This window comes from Pseudomonas sp. GW821-FHT01D09 (genome assembly GCF_059422465.1).
Genome location: NZ_JBWKWY010000048.1, coordinates 1 through 21725 on the forward strand (window position 1 = coordinate 1; position 21725 = coordinate 21725).

Below are 21725 nucleotides of genomic sequence, written 5' to 3' on the forward strand. Positions count from 1 at the left end.
CGATAGCGGTGGATCAGTCAGGAATCTATCCACTGACACACCGCTATCGCGGGCAAGCCCGCTCCCACACAAGCCCGCTCCCACATTTTGATCGGCGTTGACCTCAGGTCAGGCGTAGTAGTCCACGGCGCTGGAGCCGATGATGGATTGGGCTATCGGTGCCGCCACTTCGGTGACGTCGCCAGCCAGGCCCGTGTCATGCCCATCGCTGTGCCCGCCACTGCCACTGACACCCCGGGCCGGGTTCTGCTGTTGCTCCTGGCCCTGGCCCTGCCAGCCACGGGACTGGTCGGACACGTTCACGTCGACCTGGCCCATGCCCTGCTGGGCGAACATCTCCCGCAGGCGCCCGGACTGGCTTTCCAGGGCCTCGCGCACGGCGGCATGGCCGCTCATGAAGTTCACCTGGGCCTGCTGGTCGGCCGTCATGTTCACGCGGATATCCAGGCGCCCCAACTCGGCAGGCTGCAACTGGATATCGGCAGACTTGAGGTTGGCGCTGGACAGGTACATGACCCGGTTCACCACTTCCTCGGTCCAGCCCCCCTGGTGCATGGCCAGCGGCTGGTTATTGAAGGGCAAGGCGTTGGCGGACTTGGGCGTGGCGGCTTGGGTCAGGGCCGCCAGGCGATTGGCAAAATCATCGACACGGGTGTCGCTGCTCGCGCTCTTCAGGTCCTTGAGGCCGTCTTCGATCAGGCCGCTGAAGGCCTTTTCGCCACCCTGGTCAGTGCTGTCCTTGGCCGCCTGCTGCTCGACCATGGCCGCCAGGCCGTTGGTGAAGTTCTGTGCGGCGGTGGGCTCAGCCTGGGTCGGCAGGTTCTTTTGCGCCGCCTGGCTGCTGGCAGACACATGGCCGCCCTGCTCCATCGCCAGGCGCACGGCCGGCAAGGCGTCCAAGGGGTCGGCTTCGGGATCGAAGGCGGGTGCCACTTCTTCAGTGACTGGCGCAGTGGTCACCAGCAGCGGCGTGGCGGCGTCATCCACCACGCCGGCCTGGACCGCCGCCGGAGCAGGAGTCACGGCGACGACCAAGGCCGGATCGACCACGGGATCGACCGCCGGCGGCAGGACCTGCGCCAGGTCTTTGTCCGCGTTTTTATCGTCATCGCTGCCGGCCGCCTTGGCGGGCGCGGTGGCAGGCAAAGTCTTGCCGCTATCGGCAACAGCTGGAGTGCCAGCGGCAGGCTTGTCGTTGCCGACCTCCTTCTTGGCGCTGGTGTCGGCCGGCTTGTCCCGGCTCGGCTTGGGCGCCATCTCCACAGCCTTGGCGGGTGCCGCCCTGGACTCCTTGGCGAACACCTGTGCAAAGCCTGGCGCTTTGGCCCGCGTGTCCGCGGCCGTCGCCTGCGCATTGGCGGAGGAAGCCTGGGGCTTGGCTGCGGGGGCAGCCTGCAGGAGCGAGTTGGGGGCTAGAGGCATAATTCAGGTCTCCGCTGCGCAGGGTCGAGGGCGCAGGTAGAAGATAGAGAGCAAAAGTCGGGCCAGCTTTTCCAATGGGCCCACACACGCCTAGAACCGCTGGCGCTCCGACTCATACAACGGCTTGACCAACGCAAACTCGTGGTCGATCTGATCGACCAGCTTGCCCAGGTCGGCAACCTGCGCCTTGGCCGACTCGGCCTCCAGGCGCTGGCACAGCCGCGCCAGGCGCACCGCTCCGAGGTTGCCGCTGCTGCCCTTGAAGCTGTGGGCGATGCGCCCCAGGGCCTTGGCGTCATCGCGTGCCTTGCGCAACGCTTCGACGCGCTTTTGCGAGTCATCCAGGAACGTGTCGAGCAAATGGGGGTATTCGCCCTCCATCACTTCCTGCAAACCCACCAACACTTCAGGGTCCATATGTATCTGCGTCACTTGTTCGCTCCTTGATCAAGAATCGACGGATTATGCCAGAGCCTCCCAGGAAAACTCCACGCACACACTGCGCCCGCCATCTGCCCAGCGTACATTGCTGCCCAGTTGCCGGACCAGATTCAGCCCACGCCCGGACAGACGGTCAACCTCCAACGGCCGCGCCAGGACTTTTTCGACATCGAACCCCGCACCGCTGTCTTCGATACGCAGGCTCAGGCAGCCGCCGGCCTGGGTCGGCACCACATCCACATGCACACGCACGTAGCCACTGCCCAATTGGTCGAGCCGCTCGTTGCGCTGGCGATAGTAGCGGGCAAACCCCTGCGCATCGCGCTTGAGCCGGGAGTCCAGGCCTAGCACGCCATGCTCCAGGGCATTGGCATACAATTCGGCCATCACACTGTACAGCGCCCCGCTCTGGCCGCGCAGGCCGTGTATTTCCAGGAGTAACTGCAGCAGGTACGGCAATGGGTTGTAACGCTTGAGGGTTTCGGCCCGGAACTCGAAACTCACTGACCAGTCCAGCGGGCAGGACTGGCCGCTGTCGGTGTACTGCATCAGCGGCGAACACCGTACCTGTTCGGCCTGCAAGCTGATCTCGACCAGGCTGATATCGTCCCGCACCTGGCCACGGAATGCGGCAAGCGCCTGCTCGATTTCGGCAAACAGGCAATCAGGCTCGCGGTTGGCGGCGAACACCTGTAGCAAGCGTTGCGCCCCAAACAACTGTTCGTTGGCATCGGCGGTATCGATCACGCCATCGGACAACAGGAATACCCGGTCGCCCAGGGCCATCGGCCAGACTTCAGTGCGATCGTCAAAGGCCTCGGGCGCCAGTACGCCCAGCGGCACATGCCGTGACACCAGCGGCGTGCGCCGCCCCGTGGCCACTTCATGCACGTAGCCATCGGGCATCCCGCCGTTCCACACCTCCACCACCCGACGCGGGGCGCTGAGACACAGCAGCGTGGCACAGCAGAACATATCCACCGGCAGGATGCGCTTGAGCTTGGCGTTCATCTCCCGCAGGGTCTGCGCCAGGCCATAGCCCTTGGCAGTCATGCCGTAGAACACCTCGGCCAGTGGCATCGCCCCGACCGCCGCCGGCAAGCCATGCCCGGTGAAATCGCCCAGCAGCACATGCATGTCGCCCGATGGCGTGTAGGCCGCCAGCAGCAGGTCGCCATTGAACAGCGCATAGGGCGATTGCAGGTAACGGATATTGTGCGCCGCGTTCAGGCAACCGGAGTGGGCGACCTTGTCGAACACGGCCTTGGCCACCCGCTGTTCATGCAGCAGGTAGTCATGGTGGCGGGCGATCTGGTCGCGCTGCTGCAACACCGTGGCCTGCAACCGGCGCAGGCGGTCCATGGCGTTGATCTTCGCCGCCAGGATGATCGGGTTGTAAGGCTTGGCCAGGAAGTCGTCGCCGCCGGCATCCAGGCAGCGCGCCAGGGCTTCGCTGCCACTCAGGGAGGTGAGGAAGATGATCGGCACCAGGGCCTCGCCGGCCAATTGCTTGATTTGCCGGGCGGCCTCGAAGCCGTCCATCACCGGCATCAAGGCATCCATCAACACCAGCTGCGGGCGTTCACGGGCAAACAGCGCCACCGCCTCCTGCCCATCACTGGCCGTCAGCACCCGATGGCCCTGGCGGCGCACAATGGTCGACAGCAACAACAGGTCGGCGGCGCTGTCTTCGGCAATCAGCACCGTCAGGGCTTCGAGAGCCTGGGCGCTCAACTGATGTCGAACAGTTTGTCGAAGTTGGAAATGGCGAGGATCTTGCGCACGTCCGAGCTGCTGTTGACCACCTGTACCTCGGCCTCATCGCCCCCCGCATGATCGCGCAGCAACAGCAGCATGCCCAGGGCCGAGCTGTCGAGGTAGGTGGCCTCTTTCAAGTCCACGACATAGATCTCGGGAACCTTGTAGAACCGCTCGTAGGACTCTCGAAAGGCCTGGTGACTGCCGAAATCGAACCGGCCTTTGACTGCGATCGTCAACTTCGTCCCATCCAGGGATACTTCTGATTCAACCGACATACGACTGCTTCCTTGTCGTGGGCATGTGCAACAAGGTGTAGCAGGTGATCGCAGAGTGAGCAACAAACAGAATCAAATGGGTGGGATCGGCGGTGTGGCTAGTACTGGTCCTGGCGTGGCAGGCGCTGGGACAGTTCGTCCAGCAGCTTCTGCTCGCGCTTGTCTTCCAGGGCCCGTGCTTCGTCGATATAGCGCTGCACCAGCTTGCGCAGGCCTTCGACCCGGGCGTAGGCCTGTTGCCAGCCTTCGCGGGCCTTGTCGAGGTTGTTCTGGTGCCAGGCCAGGCTCTGGCGCTGCTGGCCGACGGCGCTTTCCAGCTGGTTGAGAAAGTGCTGGTAGTTCATCAGCCACTGCCCGGAAACGCCCTGGCTGCCGCGATCGATCCACTGCTGCTGGTATTCGCCGCGAAAGCGCTCCAGGTCGCCCAGCTTGCTCTCGGCCAGGCGCACCTGGCCCTGGAAATGCCCCAGGCGCTGGGCCGCAGTGCGTTCGGCGCTTTCGGCCATCTCCACCACCGGGGCAAGACGCGCGGCGCGACTGGTGGCCATGGCCGGTTAACCGCCAGGCGCAGGCGCGAACACCGACGCCAGGTGCGCTTCGCTTTCAACCAGGCTGATATTGTCGTTCAGGCCCTGGCGCAGGTAGGTCACCAGCTGCGGTTGCAGGGCAATCGCCAGGTCGGTCTCGCGGTCGCCACCGGCCACATAGGCCCCCACGCTGATCAGGTCGCGACTCTGCTGGTAGCGCGACCACAACTGCTTGAACTGCTGGGCGCGGGTCATATGCTCGGCGCTGACCACCGACGGCATCACCCGGCTGATGGAGGCCTCGATATCGATGGCCGGGTAATGCCCTTCCTCGGCCAGGCGCCGTGACAGCACGATATGCCCGTCGAGCACGCCCCGCGCCGAGTCGGCAATCGGGTCCTGCTGGTCATCGCCTTCGGACAACACGGTGTAGAACGCGGTGATGGACCCGCCACCAGCCTCGGCATTGCCCGCCCGCTCCACCAGCTTGGGCAGCTTGGCGAACACCGACGGCGGATAGCCCTTGGTTGCCGGCGGCTCGCCAATGGCCAGGGCGATTTCCCGCTGGGCCTGGGCAAAACGTGTAAGGGAATCCATCAGCAACAGGACATTCTTGCCCTTGTCGCGAAAATATTCGGCAATCCGCGTGCAGTACATGGCCGCGCGCAGACGCATCAGCGGCGCATCGTCCGCCGGCGAGGCCACCACCACCGAGCGCTTGAGGCCTTCTTCACCGAGGATATGCTCGATAAACTCCTTGACCTCACGGCCCCGCTCGCCGATCAGGCCGACCACAATAATGTCGGCCTCGGTAAAGCGCGTCATCATGCCCAGCAGCACACTCTTGCCCACGCCCGTACCGGCGAACAGGCCCAGGCGCTGGCCGCGACCGACCGTCAATAAACCGTTGATGCAGCGAATGCCCACGTCCAGCGGCTGGCTGATGGGGTTGCGCTTGAGCGGGTTGATGGTCGGGCCGTCCATCGGCACCCAGTCTTCGGCCTTCATCCCGCCCTTGCCGTCCAGCGCACGCCCGGCGCCGTCGAGCACCCGGCCGAGCATGCTCATGCCCATGGGCAGGCGCCCGGTATCGGCCAACGGCACGACGCGCGCGCCCGGCGCAATACCGGCGAGGCTGCCCACGGGCATCAGGAAAATCTTGCTGCCGGAAAAGCCCATGACCTCCGCTTCCACCTGCACCGGGTGGTAGCTGTCATCGTTGATCACCAGGCAGCGGCTGCCCATGGCGGCGCGCAGGCCTTCGGCTTCGAGGGTCAGGCCGACCATACGCAGCAGGCGGCCTTCCAGGATCGGCTGGCCAGGCAACTCGGTGGCTTCGATGTAGCCCCCCAGGCGCTTGGCGAAGCTGGTGCGGTCAAGGCGCATCCGGCGCGTCCAGGTCCGTGCTCAGGTCTGGCGCCGCCGGGTGCAGCGCCTGTTCGTGCATCTGGTCGAACAGCTTGGCCATGATCTGCGTGATGCGCGTCTCGACCGTGGCGTCGATGCGGCTGTGCTCGGTCTCGACCCGGCAACCACCGGGCTGCAACGCGCCATCCTCGACAATCCGCCAGGTTTCCTCATGCCGCTCGCGCAGGGCTTTGACCTGCTCGAAATCCTGCGGGTTGATGTACAGCCGCACATTGCCGACGCCCAGGGGCAGCAGCTTGAGGGCTTCGCGCATCACGCTTTCGATCTGGCTGGAGTCCAGCGCCAGTTCACGCTGGATCACCTGGCGGGTGATGTGTTCCACCAGGCCTACCATGGCTTTTTCCAACTGCGAGTCCTGCTCGGCAATCGGCGCGAACAGGTTGCCCATCAGCTGCTCCAGGCTCGCCAGCTTCACACTCAGGGCCGCGTCAGCTTCCTGGCGGACCTTGAGGGTGGTGCTGTGGAAACCTTCTTTTTCGCCGGTGGCAAAGCCTTCGTTGTAAGCCTCCTGGCGGATGCTTTCGAGCTCTTCGAGGGTCAGTGGCTGGACTTCGTCCAGGGGCACTTCCTCCATCTCCACCGGCACCTCTTCGACCGGTTCGGGCTCGGGTTCGGGCTGGAACGGGTCGAAGCTGGGCAACGACCAGACGTCGAACCCGCCGACGTCCCGGGCGCGAATCAAGTCGCTGGGCGTCTCATCTTTGTTCGACATGCGCAGCGCCTTAGATCATTTCTTCGCCGCCCTTCCCGCCGAGAACGATTTCTCCGGCTTCGGCCATACGGCGGGCAATGGTGAGGATTTCTTTCTGTGCGGTTTCCACGTCGCTGACGCGTACCGGGCCCTTGGCTTCGAGGTCGTCGCGCAACAGTTCGGAGGCACGCTTGGACATGTTCTTGAAGATCTTTTCCTTGACGCCCTCGTCCGAGCCCTTGAGGGCCAACACCAGCACGTCGGAAGACACTTCGCGCAGCAAGGCCTGGATGCCACGGTCGTCGACATCGGACAGGTTGTTGAACACGAACATCAGGTCTTCGATCTGCCCCGACAGGGTGTCGTCGATCTCGCGGATCGAGTCCATCAGTTGGCCTTCCACCGAGCTGTCGAGGAAGTTCATGATATCGGCCGCGCGCTTGATGCCACCCAGGGTGGTACGGGCCGCATTGGAGTTGCCGGAGAACTGCTTCTCCAGGATGGTATTCAGTTCTTTCAGGGCCGCCGGTTGCACGGTGTTCAACGACGAGACGCGCAGGATGATATCCAGGCGCACCTTGTGGTCGAAATGGCCGAGCACTTCGCCGGCCTGGTCCGGGTCCAGGTAAGCCACGACAATCGCCTGGATCTGCGGGTGCTCGTAACGGATCACGTCCGCCACCGCCCGCGGCTCCATCCACTTGAGGCTGTCCAGGCCACTGGTGTTGCCGCCCAGCAGGATGCGGTCGATCAGGCCGTTGGCCTTGTCTTCGCCCAGGGCCGAGGTGAGCATCTTGCGGATATAGCTGTCGGAGCCCACACCCAGGCTGGTCTGGTCGCCGACGATCTCGACGAACTCGCTCATCACCTGTTCGACTTGCTCGCGGTGCACATTGCGCATCTGCGCCATGGCCACGCCGACCCGCTGCACTTCCTTGGGGCCCATATGGCGCAGCACTTGGGCCGCGTCGGTCTCACCCAGGGACAGCAGCAGCACGGCAGCTTTGTCGACCCGGGTCAGCTTGGCAACAGAGGCTCGATTCTCACTCATCTGCGTTGATCCACTCTTTCACGACCTGGGCCACACGACCCGGGTCTTCTGCCACCAGACTTTTGATTGCATTCAACTGCGCGTCATAGCCTTCGCTCGGGCTTGGCAGCAGAATGCTCTGCGGGCCGCCGAGGCTGACGCGGTCGTTGGCCAGTTCGCCATCCAGGCCGCCCATGCCACCCAACTCGACATCGCCGAACGGCGCCAGCTGCTTCTTGCCGTGGCCGGTGATGTTGTTGAGCACAGGGCGCAGCACGCCGAACACCAGCACCAGGATGAACAACACCCCCAGCACTTGCTTGACGATGTCCCAGAACCAGGGTTGAGAGTAGAACGGAATATCGGCGATCACCTCAGCGCGCTCCAGGGAGAACGGCATGTTGATTACGCTGACACTGTCGCCACGGCTGGCATCGAAGCCCACGGCGTCCTGCACCAGGCGGGTGAAGCGCGCCAATTCATCGGCGGTCCACGGGGCCCGGGTGGTTTCGCCGTTGGCGGCGTTGATCTTGACCTGGTCATCCACCACCACCGACACCGACAGACGGTTCAAACGCCCCTGCTGTTGCTTGGTGTGGCTGATGGAACGGTCCAGCTCGAAGTTCTTGGTGGACTGCTGACGCTTGTCGGCCGGGTAAGGCGCAAGCATCGGCTGGCCGGTGGCCGGGTCCATGATTTGCTGGCCGTTGGCGTCCAACAGCGGCTGGCCGGGCTGGATCGCGCCGGCAGCTGTGGCAGCGCCGCCGGTGGTTTGCGGGGCACTGGCCGGGGCTGGCGGCTGATTGCTCAGGGCACCGGGCACGCCTTGCGGCGGACCATTGGCGGCAGTGCGTTGTTCGCTGGTCGATTGCTCGCTGCGCAGGGCCGGCTGGTCGGGGTTGAACTGCTCGGAGGTCGACTCGACGGCGCTGAAATCCACATCGGCGGACACTTCGGCCTTGTAGCGGTCATTGCCCAGCACCGGTTGCAGGATGTTGTGCACGCGCTGGGTGAGCATGCTCTCCATGCGGCGGCTGTAGTCAAACTGCTTGCCGGCCATGGTCAGCGCGGAGTTTTCCGCCTGGTCGGAGAGCAGGTTGCCCTTCTGGTCGACCACGGTGATCTGCGACTTGCTCAACTCGGGCACGCTGGTCGCCACCAGATTGACGATGGCCAGGACCTGGCCCGGCTCCAGGGAGCGCCCGGCAAACAGCTCGACCAGTACCGAGGCGCTGGGCTTGCGCTCGTCGCGTACGAAGACCGAGCTTTTCGGGATGGCCAGGTGCACACGGGCGCCCTTGACGTTGTTCAGGCTGGCGATGGTGCGCGCCAGTTCGCCTTCCAGGCCGCGCCGGTAGCGGGTGGCTTCCATAAACTGGCTGGTGCCCAGGCCCTGGTCTTTATCGAGAATCTCAAAGCCGATGTTGCCATCGGTCGGGGCCACGCCGGCGCCGGCCAGCTTCAGGCGGGCCCGGGCCACGTCATCGGCCTTGACCAGCAAGGCGCCGGAGTTGGGCTCGATGGTGTAGGCGATATCGGAGGCGGCCAGGGTTTCCATGACCTGCTTGGCATCCATCCCCGCCAGGCTGCCATAGAGCGGCCGGTAATCGGGCTGCTGGGACCACAACACCACGGCAAAACCAATCGCCACGCTGGCTGCCAGGCCGACCATCAGGCCCACCTGACGCAACATGGTCATTTCCGAGAGGTTTTCCAGGAACGACAGGCCAAACAGCGGCGCCTTGCCGTCTGTCTTGGCGGGTACGTTATCCACGACTGCTTCTGCCATGACTTAAATCTCGTCCTTAAACCGGCATCTGCATGATGTCTTGATAAGCCTGAACCAGCTTGTTACGCACTTGGGTCAAGGCCTGGAAGGAAACGCTGGCTTTTTGCGAAGCGATCATCACATCGGTGAGATCCACGCCGCTCTTGCCGATTTCAAAGGCCGTCGCCAACTGGCTGGAGGCCTGCTGGGTGTCGCTGACTTTGTTGATGGCTTGACCGAGCATATCGGCAAAGCTGCTTTGGCCCAATTCCGGCACTGGCGCGACGGATTTCGGCTGAGACATGGCGTCCATTTGCATGGAACGCATATCCAACATCAACCGATTGAACTCAACACCTTGGCTCATGAACTTCTCTCTCCGACGACCCGCAATTTTTTGACACTACGCAGCGGTTAGTACGGGTAGTAGCAACAAGGGTGCCAGCTCCTTGGCAACTCGTAAGAAAAGCCGACAACCCTTGTCAGCTGATATGCATCTCAGCTGGCGAAAAGGAACGCTTCCACATCCATCCCGGCATCGCGCATTTGCGCCAGCTTGTAACGCAGGGTGCGCGGGCTGATGCCCAGGCGCTCGGCCGCTTCTTTGCGCCGGCCACGCTCGGCGCGCAGGGTATCGATGATCATCTGGAATTCGCGGCGACGCAGGTCGTCGCCCAGGCCGCCCGCAGCCTCGGCCGGCGCGCTTTCCAGTGGGGCCGGGGCCAGGCTCGGCAGCGGCGCGGCGCTGGCGCCGAGGGCCAGGCAGAAGTCCTGGGGCTGGATCAGGCCGCCCTGCTGCAAAATCAGCGCGCGCTGGATCGCGTTGTCCAACTCGCGCACGTTGCCGGGCCAGGGGTAGCTGATCAGGCAGGCCTGGGCCTCGGCCGACAGGCGTGCCTGGGCGTGCTTCATTTTATTGACGTGCTTGCCCAGCAGGCGCTCGGCCAGCGGCACGATATCGGCCGGGCGTTCACGCAGCGGGCGCCAGGCCAACGGGAACACTGAGAGCCGGTAGAACAGGTCTTCACGGAAGCGCCCCGCCGCCACTTCGCCGGCGAGGTCGCGGTTGGTGGTGGCAACCACACGGATATCCAGCTGGATCGGCTTGCGCGCGCCCACCCGCTCCACTTCGCGCTCTTGCAGCACGCGCAGCAGCTTGGCTTGCAGGCCCAGGGGCATTTCCGAGATTTCGTCGAGCAAGATGGTGCCGCCATCGGCCTGCTCGAACTTGCCGGCCTGGGCGGCGATGGCGCCGGTAAAGGAGCCTTTTTCATGGCCGAACAAGGTGGCTTCAAGCATGTTGTCGGGGATCGCCGCGCAGTTGATCGCAATAAACGGCTGGCTGGCGCGGTGGGATTGCTGGTGGATGTAGCGCGCCAGCACTTCCTTGCCGGTGCCGGACTCGCCGGAGATCAGCACCGTGGAATCGCTGCGCGCGACCTTGGCCGCCAGCTCCAGCAATTGCGCACTGGCCGGCTCGACGGCAATCGGCCCCTCGCCGTCTGCCGCGCCAATCACCCCCAGGGCATGGCGCGCCACCAGCTCGATAAGGGCCTTGGGCTCGAATGGCTTGACCAGGTAGTCCGCCGCGCCCTGGCGCATGGCATCCACAGCCCGCTCCACCGCGCCGTGGGCGGTCATCAGCAGCACCGGCAGTTGCGGCTGGCGGGCACGCAGCAGGCCGAGCAACTGGTGGCCGTCCATGCCGGGCATATTGACGTCGCTGACCACCAGGCTGAAGGACGCTTGCTCCACCGCCTCCAAGGCTTCCTCGGCCGAACCGACCGCCCGATAGTCATGGCCTGCCAACAGCAGCGTGTCAGCCAGTGCTTCACGCAGGGCGCGATCGTCTTCAACCAGTAAAACCTTGATAGCCATTTATCCTTACTCCGCGCTGGCCGCGCCCGAAAACAACGGCAGCGTTATCAATGCACAGGTGCCGCGCCCCACACGGGAACGCAACTGCAATTCTCCCTGATGGGCACGGGCCACTGCCTTGACCACGGTCAGCCCCAGGCCGGTGCCGTTGGTCTTGGTGGTAAAGAAGGGTTCACCCAGGCGCTGCAACACCGCCGGATCAATCCCGCTGCCGCTGTCGCTGATGCACAGGCGCAAGGTTTGCCCACGACTGTACAGGTGCACTTTGAGACGCGCCCCCGGCCCGCTGGCCTGGCTGGCGTTTTCGATCAGGTTGAGCAGCGCGCCCACCAGAGTGTCGCGGTTGCACAGCAGCTCGCCCCAGTGGCTGTCGCACTGCCAGCGCACGGAGGCTTCCTGGACATGGGTCGCGGCGGCGGCTTGCAGCGATTGCAGCAAGGCAGCGGGCGTGACCCGGTCGGTCAGCGGCAACTCGCCCCGGGCGAAGACCAGCATGTCACGCACCTGGTGCTCCAGCTCATGCAGGCGCTCCTTGAGCCGCCCGGCAAACCGCTGATGGGTGGCGACCGGCAATTGCTCATCAGTCAAATGACTGGCGTAGATCAACGCGGCGGACAACGGCGTGCGGATCTGATGCGCCAAAGAAGCGACCATCCGCCCCAGGGACGACAACCGCTCATGGCGCGCCAATTGGTCCTGCAGGTGACGGGTTTCTGTCAGGTCGTTGAGCAGCACCAGTTGACCGGGCTCGGCATCCAGGGAACGGGTGGCGATGGACAGGCGGCGCCCATCCTTGAGGGAAATTTCGTGGCCGTCGTCTTCACGGGGGGCAAAGCAGCGGGTGATGACATGGCGCCACAGCTCGCCTTCCAGCGGCAGGCCCAGCAACTCGCAGGCCGCCGGGTTGGCTTCGCGCACGCGGCCCTGGTCGTCGATCACAATCACCCCGCCGGGCAACAGGTCGAGGAGGTTTTGCAGACGGTTGGCCAGGCGTTCTTTCTCGGCCAGCTCTTGCATGCGCTGGGCACTGACCACCGCCAACTCGCCCTTGAGCTCCGAGACCCGGGCTTCCAGCAGGCTGTAGGAGTCCGTCAACTGGCTGGACATCTGGCTGAACAGCGAAAATGCCTGTTCCAACCCTTGCCGGCTGATCTGCTCTACGGACGGGACGAGTCCCTGGGTCTCAGGGACTGAAGAAAGGTGGGCGGCGTGGGGCATCGTGCTCTCTCGCTTGGCTGACCGTCAGTTAAACGGAACGTTGCGAGTGCTATAGCAATACCCGTGCCGAAAAAAATGTCCTTATTTTTCAGCAAGTTAAAAAACAGGCGTCAATCATCCGCCTGTTCATCGCCTTCACGGCGGCTCATGCCGTACTTGCGCATCTTTTCCACCAGGGTGGTGCGGCGGATGCGCAGGCGCTCGGCGGCGCGGGCGACGATGCCATTGGCGTCGTCCAGGGCCTGCTGGATCAGCCCTTGTTCCAGGCTGCCGAGGTAGTCCTTCAGGTCCAGGCCTTCGGGCGGCAACATGGCGTTGGCGCCGAAGTCCGGGGTGTGGCCGTTGATCGCTACCCGCTCTTCGAGGTCGCTGCGCAGGCTGTCCACCAGTTGCTCGTCTTCGTCGTCGACGTAGCGGAATTTTTTCGGCAACTCGACCACGCCGATCACCCCGTACGGATGCATGATCGCCATGCGCTCCACCAGGTTGGCCAGCTCGCGCACATTGCCCGGCCAGCCGTGGCGGCACAGGGACATGATTGCGGCGGAGTTGAAACGGATCGAGCCGCGCTTTTCGTGCTCCATGCGCGAGATCAGTTCGTTCATCAGCAATGGGATGTCTTCCACGCGCTCGCGCAGCGGGGCCATCTCGATGGGGAATACATTGAGGCGGTAGTACAGGTCTTCGCGGAAGCTGCCGACCTCGATCATGCTTTCGAGGTTCTTGTGGGTGGCCGCGATGATGCGCACGTCGACACTCTGGGTCTTGTTACTGCCCACACGCTCAAAGGTCCGCTCCTGCAATACGCGCAACAGCTTGACCTGCATCGGCAGCGGCATATCGCCGATTTCGTCGAGGAACAGGGTGCCGCCGTTGGCCAGCTCAAAACGCCCGGCACGGCTGGTGATCGCGCCGGTAAAGGCGCCCTTCTCGTGGCCGAACAGCTCGCTTTCGAGCAGCTCTGCCGGGATCGCCCCGCAGTTGACCGGCACAAAAGGTCCGTCGCGGCGCTTGGAATGGTAATGCAGGTTACGCGCAACCACTTCCTTGCCGGTGCCGGACTCGCCGAGGATCAGCACGCTGGCGTCGGTATCGGCCACTTGCTGCATCATCTGGCGCACGTGCTGGATCGCACGGCTGGTGCCGACCAGGCTGCGGAACAGGTTGGGTTCGCGGTGACGACCGCGCTCGCGGGCCTGGTCGTACATCTCGCGATAGACCTGGGCACGGTGCAGGGAGTCGAGCAATTTGCTGTAGCTGGGGGGCATTTCCAGGGTGGAAAGCACACGGCGGCGCTGGTCTTCCGGCAAATCCACGGAAGAAATATCGCCCATCAGCAACACGGGAAGGAACTCATCCCAGGTTGAGAGTGTCTTTAACAGGCCCAGAACTGCGCCAGGAGCGTTTACCGTCCCGATCAGCACACAGATAACTTCACGGCTCGATGACAAAGAGCTGACAGCCTGCTGCCAATCATGGCTGCCGCAGGGCAAATTTTCTTCGCCAAGAAAATTCAAAATCACCGCCAGGTCGCGGCGGCGAACGCTATCGTCATCGATCAGCAGAATTTTGGTTTCACGCCACATGCAATAGCAACTTCCCTAGTAAAACTCAAATGCCCTCGAATCGGGGCAATCTAGATAGCTGTAGGCGTTTTCTGCGCTACGGATACCTGACGTCTGAAAATAGCACTAGTTAAGTCAAAATTATGCGACCAGTCAAATTTATGACGCGCTATGTTCGGATTAACTGAGCCAGATCAGCCGAACAGATGGTAAACCTTTGACGCATTTTTCGCTTGGTTGATCTGCGACATCTCTTCAAAAATCGCCTGGCGCTCGCCGGTCGTCACTTCCAGCAGCTGCTGGTAGACCGCCAACAGGCTCTCCAGCTTCTCCCGTAGCGCGTCCTCGTCCACCGGCGCTTCGCTGAGTACTTCGTCGATCCAGACACGGCAGCCCATGTCCAATTCGCTGATAGCATCCCAATTGCGTTCCGCCAGCGCGCCAACCAAGGCGTCGCGGGTTTCGTCAATCCGTTGCAGTGCGTGGCTCATGCTGTGTTCCTCAAGGCCGACGGCCTTATTGTGGCGCGATGGCATCCCAGCCACTTTTTACAGTAATCAACAAACGCGCGACTTCGTCGATCATGTCGGCATCGTTGACGCCATTGGCCTCAACCAGACGGTTACTCATGTAAGCGTACAACGCATCCAGGCGTTGCACGGCGGCTGGATCTTCGGCTTTTTCCGGTTCCAGGCCATCACGCAGGCCAGAGATGATCTCAATCGCCTTGCCCAGCATCAGGCCCTTCTGGGCGATATCACCACGGCTCAACGCACCCTTGGCCTGGGCCATGCGGTCAAGGCCGCCTTCCATCAGCATCTGCACCAGACGGTGCGGGCTGGCTTCAGAGACCTGGGCGTGGGAATTGACCTTCTGGTATTGGCGAAGGGCTCTCATAGGGTTCATGTTGCTACCTCGTTACAGACCACAGTCAAATAGGATTGCTTAAGCAGTTTTTCGACTGTACCGACAAAAACTTTAATCCCTCACCGAGTGCCCGGGCCCTTTTTCAGGGCCTGCGGGCGCGCCATCCATCAGTTCGACTTAGGATTGTTCAGCGAGTTGAGGGTAGTCATGATGCTGGAGCTGCGGGAGTTGATCTGCGCAATCATCGTGTCCATGGCCGTGTACTTGGCCGACAGGGACTTCTGCAGGGCTTCCATGCGGCGGTCCAGGTCAGCCTTTTCGGTGGTCAGGTCAGTCAGTTTGGTATTGAGATCCGTCGCACGGGTCGCCAGGGTGCCGGTGGTGCCGACGTAGCTGGCGGTCGCCTTGTTCATGCGCGTGATCAGGCCGGTGTCGCCGGTGAACATCTTGGCAATGTCACCAGCACCCTTGACCACCGCCTTGTCCCAGGCCTTGTCTTCCAGGCTCAGCAAGCCGGTTTTCTGGTCGGTAGTAATGCCCATCTGGGCCAAGCTGCTCATGCTGCCCGCCCCCTTGCCGTTGACCAGTTCGGAGCGCAGGCTGGAGACCAACTGGCGCATCGATGCATCGCCGGTCAAAGCACCCGCCGTGGTGGTGGAGGCATCGCCGGTGGCGGTGACCTTGGTCTGGGTGTTGATAGCGGTCATCAGCGCGTTGTAGGCGGTGACGAACGACTGTACCGAGGTCTTCAGGGTGTCGGTGTTGCTGGCTACGGTAAGAGTGACCTTCTTGGTCAGGTCGCCATCTAGCAGTTCCAGGGTCACGCCGCTGATCGCGGAAGTGATCTTGTTGCTGGTGGACTCCATCTTGACGCCATCGATGGAGTACTTGGCGTTCACCGGCGGCGTACCTTTGTCATAACCGACTGCCAACTCTGAATTGCCGCCGAGGGTGATGTCGGTGCCTACGCCGCTGGTGTTGGAGGTCAAGACCAGGCGCCCGCCGTTGGAGTCACTCAGGACGTTGGCACTGATGCCTTGGGCAGAAAGCTGGGTATTGATGGATTCGCGAACCTCCTGCAGGGTCGCGCCACCCGGCACCAATACGTCGTAGCTTTTACCCGACTGGGTAATTGTCAGCGTCTGAGCTTCATCGCTGGCATTGGCTTTGCCCGAAGCCCCCCCTTCGATAACCTTGCTGGAGACCTTCGACGAAGTCGCCAGTTTTTCGACCTCAAGGGTGTACTTGCCGGGGGCCGCGCCGTCACCCAGGGTGACCTTGGCGTTTTTTTCTTCGGAGGTAGTGGCAGCCAAGCCATTGAAGGCGGCCTGATTGTTCAACTTGGTGATTGCCGCCTGGTAGGCTTCCAGCGCCGTTTTCACCGAGCCCACGGCCGACAGCTTGACGGTGGCGTCTTTCTGCTGGGCGGTGATCTGCGCGTCTTTGGGCGCCCTCTCGGCCCCCACCAACGCCTTGACGATGGCTTGGGTGTCGTAGCCCGAACCGGGGCCGGAAATCGTTGAACTAGCCATTTGCTACTCTCCTTGTCCTGCGGTTGCCGCTTTTTTGGCGTACGAACGCCCAAGCAGCAATCAGAAACATGTTTCGTGCCAACTCAAGCCTTTGTATCAAACAACAGGCTGCTGGCATCGCTCAGGTTCTGCGCCAACTTCAGCGCAGTCTCCGATGGAATTTGTCGGATCACTTCACCACTGTCGGTCGCAATCACCTTGACCACCACCTTCCCGGTGGAGTCATCGATGGAAAAATCCAGGTTGCGCTGTGAAGCCTGCACAAACTCACGCATATCGGTTACCGCTTTTTCCAGGGCCATGCGCTGCGGTTCCTCGGCGGGCTCGTTATCGGCCTGCGCCACAGGCGGCTTGACCTGCGCTGTCGCAGCGCCAGGAGCCTGGGTGGTCGCAACCGGGTAAGACGTGTTCAGCCTGATGCTTATGTCCATGTCATCACCTCCAAACTGAAAAAACGGAAGGGCACGTTAGCACCCCCCCGTTGATTAACCGCTGGCCGTTATTACTGAAGCAGCTTCAGTACAGCGGATGGCAGTTGGTTGGCCTGGGACAGGATCGCAGTGGAAGCCTGTTGCAGGGTTTGTTGCTTGGTCAGTTCAGCGGCTTCGGCAGCGAAGTCAGCGTCTTCTACGCGGCCTTTGGCAGCCGAGGAGTTCTGCGAAATGCTCTGCAGGTTGGCCACGGTGCTGGCGAAACGGTTTTGCACCGCACCCAGCTGCGAACGCTGGCTGTCGATCTGCTGCATGGCGTCGTCCAGGGCCTGGATGGCTTGCTGGGAAGAAGCGGCAGTCAGAATGTTCAGGTCGGAAACGCTGGTTTCCATGGTGACGGCAGTTTTGGTGCCGGCAGCAGCAACAGCGGTCAGACCCAAGGCAGCCAGACCAGTACCGGCACTACCGTCCTTGATGGTGATGTCTTTGTCAGCAAACAGGTTCAGGGTGCCATCAGCGTTTTTGCTGGCTTGAACACCGGTGCTGGCGCTGTTGATCGAAGAGACGATCGCGTCAGCGGTATCACCCTTCTTGAATTTGACTTCGACACCATTTACATCGATGGAAGTATCGGCAGTCAGTTTAGCTTGAGTAGTGCCAGCCGAGAGGCCCAACTGCGACAGCGAACCGCTGGAAGTGTTAGCCAGCTTGATGTCTTCACCGTTACCGGAGACCACTTTTACGCGACCATCGGTGAAGGTTGCAGTAGCGCCAGCGCCGGCAGCTGTTGCAATGTCAGCCAATACGTCGGTCACAGTGTCAGCGTTAGCCCAAGTTACAGCAGTGCCGTTGACAGTGATGGCACCGGCAGCACCCATGGCACTAGCAGCAGTTGTTGCAACGGCAGCAGTTGTACCCGGTGCGCCCAGGCCGAGTTTGGCCAGACCGTCAGTAGCGGTACCGCCAGCCAAGCCCAAAGTGATGTCGCTTTTCGACGACAAGGTCACAACACCAGCAGCATCAGTGCTGGCGGTCACGCCTGTCTGAGCAGTTTTAGCATTAATGTCTGCTACTGCAGCAGTACCACCAGCACCAGCACCACCAGCAGCTGTCAGGTTGATTGTTACACCGTTGATAGTGAATGCGTCACCAGCAACAACAGCAGCAGCGGCGGCGGCACCAACTTTAGATGCCTTGTCACCCAGTACCGAGCCAGTAGCAGTAGCAGCCAGACCAGTCATTGCAGTGCCATCTACAGCAGCTTCTTTGTAGTTGCCTTTCAGAGCAGTCGAGCTGATGTCAGTCATACCGAACGAGATAGTCTCGTTGGCGTTGGCACCGATCTGGAACGCTACGTTGCTGAACGAGCCGTCGAGCAGGTTACGACCACCGAAGGTGGTGGTGCTGGCGATACGGTTCAGCTCGCCGACTTTAGCGGTGAATTCTTGTTGCAGGGAAACACGGTCAGCGTCGCTTTTATCACCGTTGGCCGCTTGCAGGGCGAGTTCACGCAGACGCTGCAGGGTGTTGGTGGATTCTTGCATTGCGCCTTCAGCGGTCTGGGCAATCGACACGCCGTTGTTGGCGTTGGCGATGGCAACGTTCAGGCCTTTGACCTGGTTGTTCAGACGGTTGGCGATCTGCATGCCAGCGGCGTCGTCTTTGGCGCTGTTGATTTTCAGGCCGGAAGACAGACGGTTCATCGACTGGCTCAAAGCGTCGGAAGCTTTGTTCAGGTTCTTCTGGACGCCCAGGGAAGTGATGTTGGTGTTTACGGACATTGCCATGACGAAATCCTCGTGAGTTGGATACTGCGGCTTCCGGCCCTGGCAACCGCCGGGTGTGGCCTAGAGAACCTTCGTAATAGTTATCGTCGTGAATGCAAGTTGCTTGAGGATTTTTTTGATTTTTTTTGCTAGCCCTGTGCCACCCCCTGTATTTCAAGGCCTTATAGATGGTCAAAATGCCAGTGATCACGGGTTACTGGCGCCAGAACACCGTCTCAATACACGCATAAAAAAACGCCCATGATCTTTCGACCCTGGGCGTTTTTTATGCAGCCTATCAAAACATCACGGCCGATAGATAATCGCCGAACCCCACGACAGGCCAACCCCGAAGCCACTGATGGCCACGCGTTTCCACTCGGCATCCATCACGTGCTTTTCCAGCAGCAGCGGAATGCTCGACGACACGGTGTTGCCGGTCTCGACCATGTCCTTGATGAACTTCTCCACCGGCGCATCTTCAAAGCGCCGCGCCACGGCATCGACAATCGCCGCGCTGCCCTGGTGGATGCAGAACGCATCGATATCGTCGGCCACAAGGTCCGACTCTTTGAGCAACTCGTGCAAATGCGCCGGCACCTTGAGCAATGCAAAGTTGAAGACCTGGCGGCCGTTCATAAAGAACACGCCATCGCTGACCTTCAAGTGCGGCGCACCGGAGCCGTCGGTGCCGAACTTGGCCTTGCCCAGCTGCCAGGGAGCGTCTTCGCCCATCCAGGTGGCGGTGGCGGCGTCGCCGAACAGCATGGTGGTGTTGCGATCTTCCGGGTCGACGATCTTCGAGTACGGATCGGCGGTCACCAGCAGGCCGTTTTTCAGGCCGGCAGCTTCCATAAAGCCCTTCATGGCGTAGATGCCGTAGACATAGCCGGAGCAGCCCAGGGAAATATCGAAGGCCGCGACGTGGGTCGGCAGGCCTAGCTTGTCCTGGACGATGGCGGCGGTGTGCGGCAGCCCTTCTTCGTCGCCGTTCTGGGTCACGACGATCAGCGCGTCAATCGACTCGCGCTTGAGCCCAGGGTTATTGGCAAACAAGGCGTTGACCGCCTCGACGCACAGATCAGAGGTTTCCTGGCCAGCCTCCTTGCGTGGCAGGAATGCCGAACCGATCTTGCCAATGATGAACTCTTCATCCTTGGCGAATTTGGCACCCTGGGCGTAGTTGTCCAGCCCTTCTGCCGGCACGTAGCTGGCGATGCTTTTTATGCCAATCATTGTGGCTTCCCAATACAAAATAGCTGGAGAACACCCCTGAAAACCCTTCAGGAGCGCTGACAATAAAGGGGATAACCCCGCAAAAAACCATCGAAGTCGCCTTGACCTGGACCTGAAAGATGCCCTGGCCTTTTCACACGATACAGTGAAGATGCGCTTTATGACTCATAGGTCACTCATTTTTGTGCGCTTTGTTTAAAAGCCTGCGCCAGAAACGACAACGGCCCACCCTGTTTCCAGGGTGAGCCGCCGGGTCTTGCCGGGCCGATTACATCCGGCTGAACAGGCTCAACTGGGAGATTTTCACAAAGGCCAGCTGCGAGGCCTCCAGCATTGCCTTCTGGAACGCCAGGTCAATCGAGGCCGTGGCCACATCGGTATCGCCAATGGCGGCGGTGGTCGACTTGTTGGCCAGCACCATGCTGGTGTTCTCGGTTTCCTGGATCGACAGTGTGTTCAGCCGCGCCCCGATGGAGCCCCGTACGCCGTCAACCTGGGCCTGGGAGGCCTTAAGGTTGGTAATCGCCGAGTTGACCACGTCGGTCAGCTTGGCCTGGGCAATCGGGTCGCCGTCGGACGGGGTTTCCAGGGCCTGGCGCAACTGGCTGAGGGTATCCAGCGCATTTTGCGTCTTGTGGGTATTGGAACCTACCGCAAACTGATCGCCACTGCCGGGGGCGCCGGTAATGTTGAACGTCACGCCCGCCGCCGTGATGGTATCCGGCGTGGCCGGCACAGGTGGCGGCCCTGGCTGGGCGGGCGTACCCGGGACCACATTGCCGTTGGACACCGGCGTGCTGTCGGCGGTGATCGGCTGGGCATACACCTCGTACGCCGTGGCCGAGGTGAACTTGATCACCGCGCCCTTGTTCGGGAAGGTGCTGCTGTAATCCGCCTGGCTGGTGACAGCCCCGGCCGACAGTTGCGCCGAGGAGGCGTTGCTGGGCGTGCGCGAGACACTGAAGCTGTCCGGCTTGCCTTCCAGGGTGAACACCCGGTCCTTGTACACCGCATCCGCCTCTGCGCCGGGCTTGGCGTCGCCGAGGTTCTGGTCGATATCAAAGGTCACGCCGCGCACGGTGACCGAAGCGCTGCCCTCCTTGGTCGCATCGAACTTGCCGTTGCCGGGGGTTTGCGCGGTGATGTCATTGCCCGTCGCATCCGTCACGGTGTATTCGGTGCTGCTGAGGAAGGTCAGTTTGTACGGCTGGCCGTCAGTGAAGCTGCTGTCATAGGTCGACGGCGACGTAACGATCCCGCCCGAAACCAGGACCTTGCCATCGTTGACCGAACCGGTCGCCTGGGTACGCCCCGCGTTGACCGTGCCTTCCAGGATCGATTTGCCAGTGTCGTTGACCACCATCGACAAGGTGTCGGAAACCTTCAGGCTCAGGGGGGTTTCATCCCCCTGATAGCTGTAGGTGCCGTCGCTGTTGCGAGCGTACGGCGGGGTGTCGCTCTTGCCGCCGGCAAACAGGTAATGGCCGGACGAATCCTTGCTGTTGAGCAGGCTCAACACCTGCTTCTCGATCTCACCGATCTCGGCCGCTACGGCCTTACGGTCGTCGTCACTGATGCCGCCACCGCCCTTGCCGGCGACCTTGAGGGACAGTTCACCGGCCCGTTGCAGGGCGGTGTTGATGCCGTCGAGCACGCTTTCCTCGCTGTTGAGCGAGTTTTTCATGCTGCTGATATTGCCCGCGTACTGCCCCAACATATCCTGCTGCTGTTGCAGCAACAGCAAACGCGCCGCGCCCACCGGATCATCTGCCGCCGTCTGGATGCGTACGCCGGAATCGATCTGCTGCTGGGTCTTGGTGACGTTGGAGAAGTTATTGGTATAACGCGCAGTCGTGGTGTTGAAATACTGTTCGGTCGAGATACGCATC

20 protein-coding genes are annotated in these 21725 nt (G+C 61.9%); all 20 read right to left on the minus strand.

Translation table 11 applies throughout. The features are described 5' to 3' along the window. Positions 1-108: 108 nt before the first annotated feature. The 20 genes from AC07W7_RS25720 to AC07W7_RS25815 all read right to left on the minus strand — a co-directional run bounded on the left by AC07W7_RS25720 (position 109) and on the right by AC07W7_RS25815 (position 21724). The gene (locus AC07W7_RS25720) at positions 109-1422 is read right to left on the minus strand and encodes a flagellar hook-length control protein FliK (RefSeq protein WP_495040367.1); all 1314 of its coding nucleotides are present in this window, start codon (positions 1420-1422) and stop codon (positions 109-111) included. Between the two features lie 90 nt (positions 1423-1512). Continuing rightward, entirely contained in the window at positions 1513-1854 is a 342-nt protein-coding gene (locus AC07W7_RS25725; protein ID WP_038446980.1) for an Hpt domain-containing protein, read from the minus strand. Between the two features lie 30 nt (positions 1855-1884). Next, positions 1885-3597 (minus strand): fused response regulator/phosphatase, encoded by a 1713-nt coding sequence (locus AC07W7_RS25730; protein ID WP_099170495.1) that lies wholly within the window; start codon positions 3595-3597, stop codon positions 1885-1887. Further along, positions 3594-3899 (minus strand): STAS domain-containing protein, encoded by a 306-nt coding sequence (locus tag AC07W7_RS25735; protein WP_099170496.1) that lies wholly within the window; start codon positions 3897-3899, stop codon positions 3594-3596. Before AC07W7_RS25735 ends, AC07W7_RS25730 begins: the two co-directional genes overlap by 4 nt. Positions 3900-3997: 98 nt before the next feature. After that, a complete protein-coding gene (gene fliJ / locus AC07W7_RS25740; RefSeq protein ID WP_099170497.1) occupies positions 3998-4447 on the minus strand; it encodes a flagellar export protein FliJ in 450 nt (149 codons plus the stop codon). A 6-nt stretch (positions 4448-4453) separates the two neighbouring features. Beyond that, positions 4454-5812 (minus strand): flagellar protein export ATPase FliI, encoded by a 1359-nt coding sequence (fliI, locus tag AC07W7_RS25745; RefSeq protein WP_099170498.1) that lies wholly within the window; start codon positions 5810-5812, stop codon positions 4454-4456. Then, entirely contained in the window at positions 5802-6566 is a 765-nt protein-coding gene (fliH, locus tag AC07W7_RS25750) for a flagellar assembly protein FliH (RefSeq protein ID WP_099170499.1), read from the minus strand. The genes fliI and fliH overlap by 11 nt, the downstream gene beginning before the upstream one ends. A 10-nt stretch (positions 6567-6576) precedes the next feature. After that, positions 6577-7596: a flagellar motor switch protein FliG gene (fliG, locus tag AC07W7_RS25755; RefSeq protein ID WP_099170500.1), complete on the minus strand. Its 1020-nt coding sequence runs from the start codon at positions 7594-7596 to the stop codon at positions 6577-6579. Beyond that, on the minus strand, positions 7589-9364 hold the full coding sequence (fliF, locus tag AC07W7_RS25760; protein WP_495040368.1) for a flagellar basal-body MS-ring/collar protein FliF: 1776 nt from the start codon (positions 9362-9364) through the stop codon (positions 7589-7591). The genes fliG and fliF overlap by 8 nt, the downstream gene beginning before the upstream one ends. Before the next feature lie 16 nt (positions 9365-9380). Next, complete coding sequence (fliE, locus tag AC07W7_RS25765) at positions 9381-9710, minus strand: flagellar hook-basal body complex protein FliE (RefSeq protein WP_099170502.1); 330 nt, start codon at positions 9708-9710, stop codon at positions 9381-9383. Between the two features lie 131 nt (positions 9711-9841). Further along, positions 9842-11221: a sigma-54-dependent transcriptional regulator gene (locus AC07W7_RS25770; protein ID WP_099170503.1), complete on the minus strand. Its 1380-nt coding sequence runs from the start codon at positions 11219-11221 to the stop codon at positions 9842-9844. A gap of 6 nt (positions 11222-11227) precedes the next feature. After that, positions 11228-12439: a sensor histidine kinase gene (locus AC07W7_RS25775; protein WP_186353211.1), complete on the minus strand. Its 1212-nt coding sequence runs from the start codon at positions 12437-12439 to the stop codon at positions 11228-11230. Positions 12440-12549: 110 nt separating this feature from the next. After that, positions 12550-14025, minus strand: a complete 1476-nt coding sequence (locus AC07W7_RS25780) for a sigma-54 dependent transcriptional regulator (protein WP_169901361.1) — start codon at positions 14023-14025, stop codon at positions 12550-12552. Between the two features lie 173 nt (positions 14026-14198). Further along, positions 14199-14495 carry a flagellar protein FliT gene (fliT, locus tag AC07W7_RS25785; RefSeq protein WP_057438799.1) on the minus strand — a complete coding sequence of 99 codons (297 nt, stop codon included), beginning with the start codon at positions 14493-14495 and terminating at the stop codon, positions 14199-14201. Between the two features lie 25 nt (positions 14496-14520). Continuing rightward, positions 14521-14910 carry a flagellar export chaperone FliS gene (gene fliS, locus AC07W7_RS25790; protein ID WP_169901362.1) on the minus strand — a complete coding sequence of 130 codons (390 nt, stop codon included), beginning with the start codon at positions 14908-14910 and terminating at the stop codon, positions 14521-14523. Positions 14911-15038: 128 nt separating this feature from the next. Further along, positions 15039-16403 (minus strand): flagellar filament capping protein FliD, encoded by a 1365-nt coding sequence (fliD, locus tag AC07W7_RS25795; RefSeq protein WP_495040369.1) that lies wholly within the window; start codon positions 16401-16403, stop codon positions 15039-15041. Positions 16404-16486: 83 nt separating this feature from the next. Beyond that, complete coding sequence (locus AC07W7_RS25800) at positions 16487-16834, minus strand: flagellar protein FlaG (RefSeq protein WP_169901364.1); 348 nt, start codon at positions 16832-16834, stop codon at positions 16487-16489. 71 nt (positions 16835-16905) lie between these two features. Continuing rightward, a complete protein-coding gene (locus AC07W7_RS25805; RefSeq protein WP_169901365.1) occupies positions 16906-18621 on the minus strand; it encodes a flagellin N-terminal helical domain-containing protein in 1716 nt (571 codons plus the stop codon). A 285-nt stretch (positions 18622-18906) separates the two neighbouring features. Continuing rightward, the gene (locus AC07W7_RS25810) at positions 18907-19836 is read right to left on the minus strand and encodes a ketoacyl-ACP synthase III (protein ID WP_099168102.1); all 930 of its coding nucleotides are present in this window, start codon (positions 19834-19836) and stop codon (positions 18907-18909) included. A 268-nt stretch (positions 19837-20104) separates the two neighbouring features. Then, entirely contained in the window at positions 20105-21724 is a 1620-nt protein-coding gene (locus AC07W7_RS25815) for a flagellar hook-associated protein 3 (protein ID WP_099168101.1), read from the minus strand. Between the last annotated feature and the right edge of the window lies 1 nt (position 21725).

Excerpts from the sequence above, each read along its gene's own strand:
- fliJ (WP_099170497.1), bottom strand. The coding sequence starts at position 4,447 with ATGGCCACCAGTCGCGCCGCGCGTCTTGCCCCGGTGGTGGAGATGGCC.
- AC07W7_RS25780 (WP_169901361.1), bottom strand. The coding sequence starts at position 14,025 with ATGTGGCGTGAAACCAAAATTCTGCTGATCGATGACGATAGCGTTCGC.
- AC07W7_RS25805 (WP_169901365.1), bottom strand. The coding sequence starts at position 18,621 with ATGGCAATGTCCGTAAACACCAACATCACTTCCCTGGGCGTCCAGAAG.
- fliT (WP_057438799.1), bottom strand. The coding sequence starts at position 14,495 with ATGAGCCACGCACTGCAACGGATTGACGAAACCCGCGACGCCTTGGTT.
- fliH (WP_099170499.1), bottom strand. The coding sequence starts at position 6,566 with ATGTCGAACAAAGATGAGACGCCCAGCGACTTGATTCGCGCCCGGGAC.
- fliG (WP_099170500.1), bottom strand. The coding sequence starts at position 7,596 with ATGAGTGAGAATCGAGCCTCTGTTGCCAAGCTGACCCGGGTCGACAAA.
- fliS (WP_169901362.1), bottom strand. The coding sequence starts at position 14,910 with ATGAACCCTATGAGAGCCCTTCGCCAATACCAGAAGGTCAATTCCCAC.
- fliI (WP_099170498.1), bottom strand. The coding sequence starts at position 5,812 with ATGCGCCTTGACCGCACCAGCTTCGCCAAGCGCCTGGGGGGCTACATC.
- AC07W7_RS25720 (WP_495040367.1), bottom strand. The coding sequence starts at position 1,422 with ATGCCTCTAGCCCCCAACTCGCTCCTGCAGGCTGCCCCCGCAGCCAAG.
- fliE (WP_099170502.1), bottom strand. The coding sequence starts at position 9,710 with ATGAGCCAAGGTGTTGAGTTCAATCGGTTGATGTTGGATATGCGTTCC.
- AC07W7_RS25800 (WP_169901364.1), bottom strand. The coding sequence starts at position 16,834 with ATGGACATAAGCATCAGGCTGAACACGTCTTACCCGGTTGCGACCACC.
- AC07W7_RS25810 (WP_099168102.1), bottom strand. The coding sequence starts at position 19,836 with ATGATTGGCATAAAAAGCATCGCCAGCTACGTGCCGGCAGAAGGGCTG.
- AC07W7_RS25735 (WP_099170496.1), bottom strand. The coding sequence starts at position 3,899 with ATGTCGGTTGAATCAGAAGTATCCCTGGATGGGACGAAGTTGACGATC.
- AC07W7_RS25815 (WP_099168101.1), bottom strand. The coding sequence starts at position 21,724 with ATGCGTATCTCGACCGAACAGTATTTCAACACCACGACTGCGCGTTAT.
- AC07W7_RS25770 (WP_099170503.1), bottom strand. The coding sequence starts at position 11,221 with ATGGCTATCAAGGTTTTACTGGTTGAAGACGATCGCGCCCTGCGTGAA.
- AC07W7_RS25775 (WP_186353211.1), bottom strand. The coding sequence starts at position 12,439 with ATGCCCCACGCCGCCCACCTTTCTTCAGTCCCTGAGACCCAGGGACTC.
- fliD (WP_495040369.1), bottom strand. The coding sequence starts at position 16,403 with ATGGCTAGTTCAACGATTTCCGGCCCCGGTTCGGGCTACGACACCCAA.
- fliF (WP_495040368.1), bottom strand. The coding sequence starts at position 9,364 with ATGGCAGAAGCAGTCGTGGATAACGTACCCGCCAAGACAGACGGCAAG.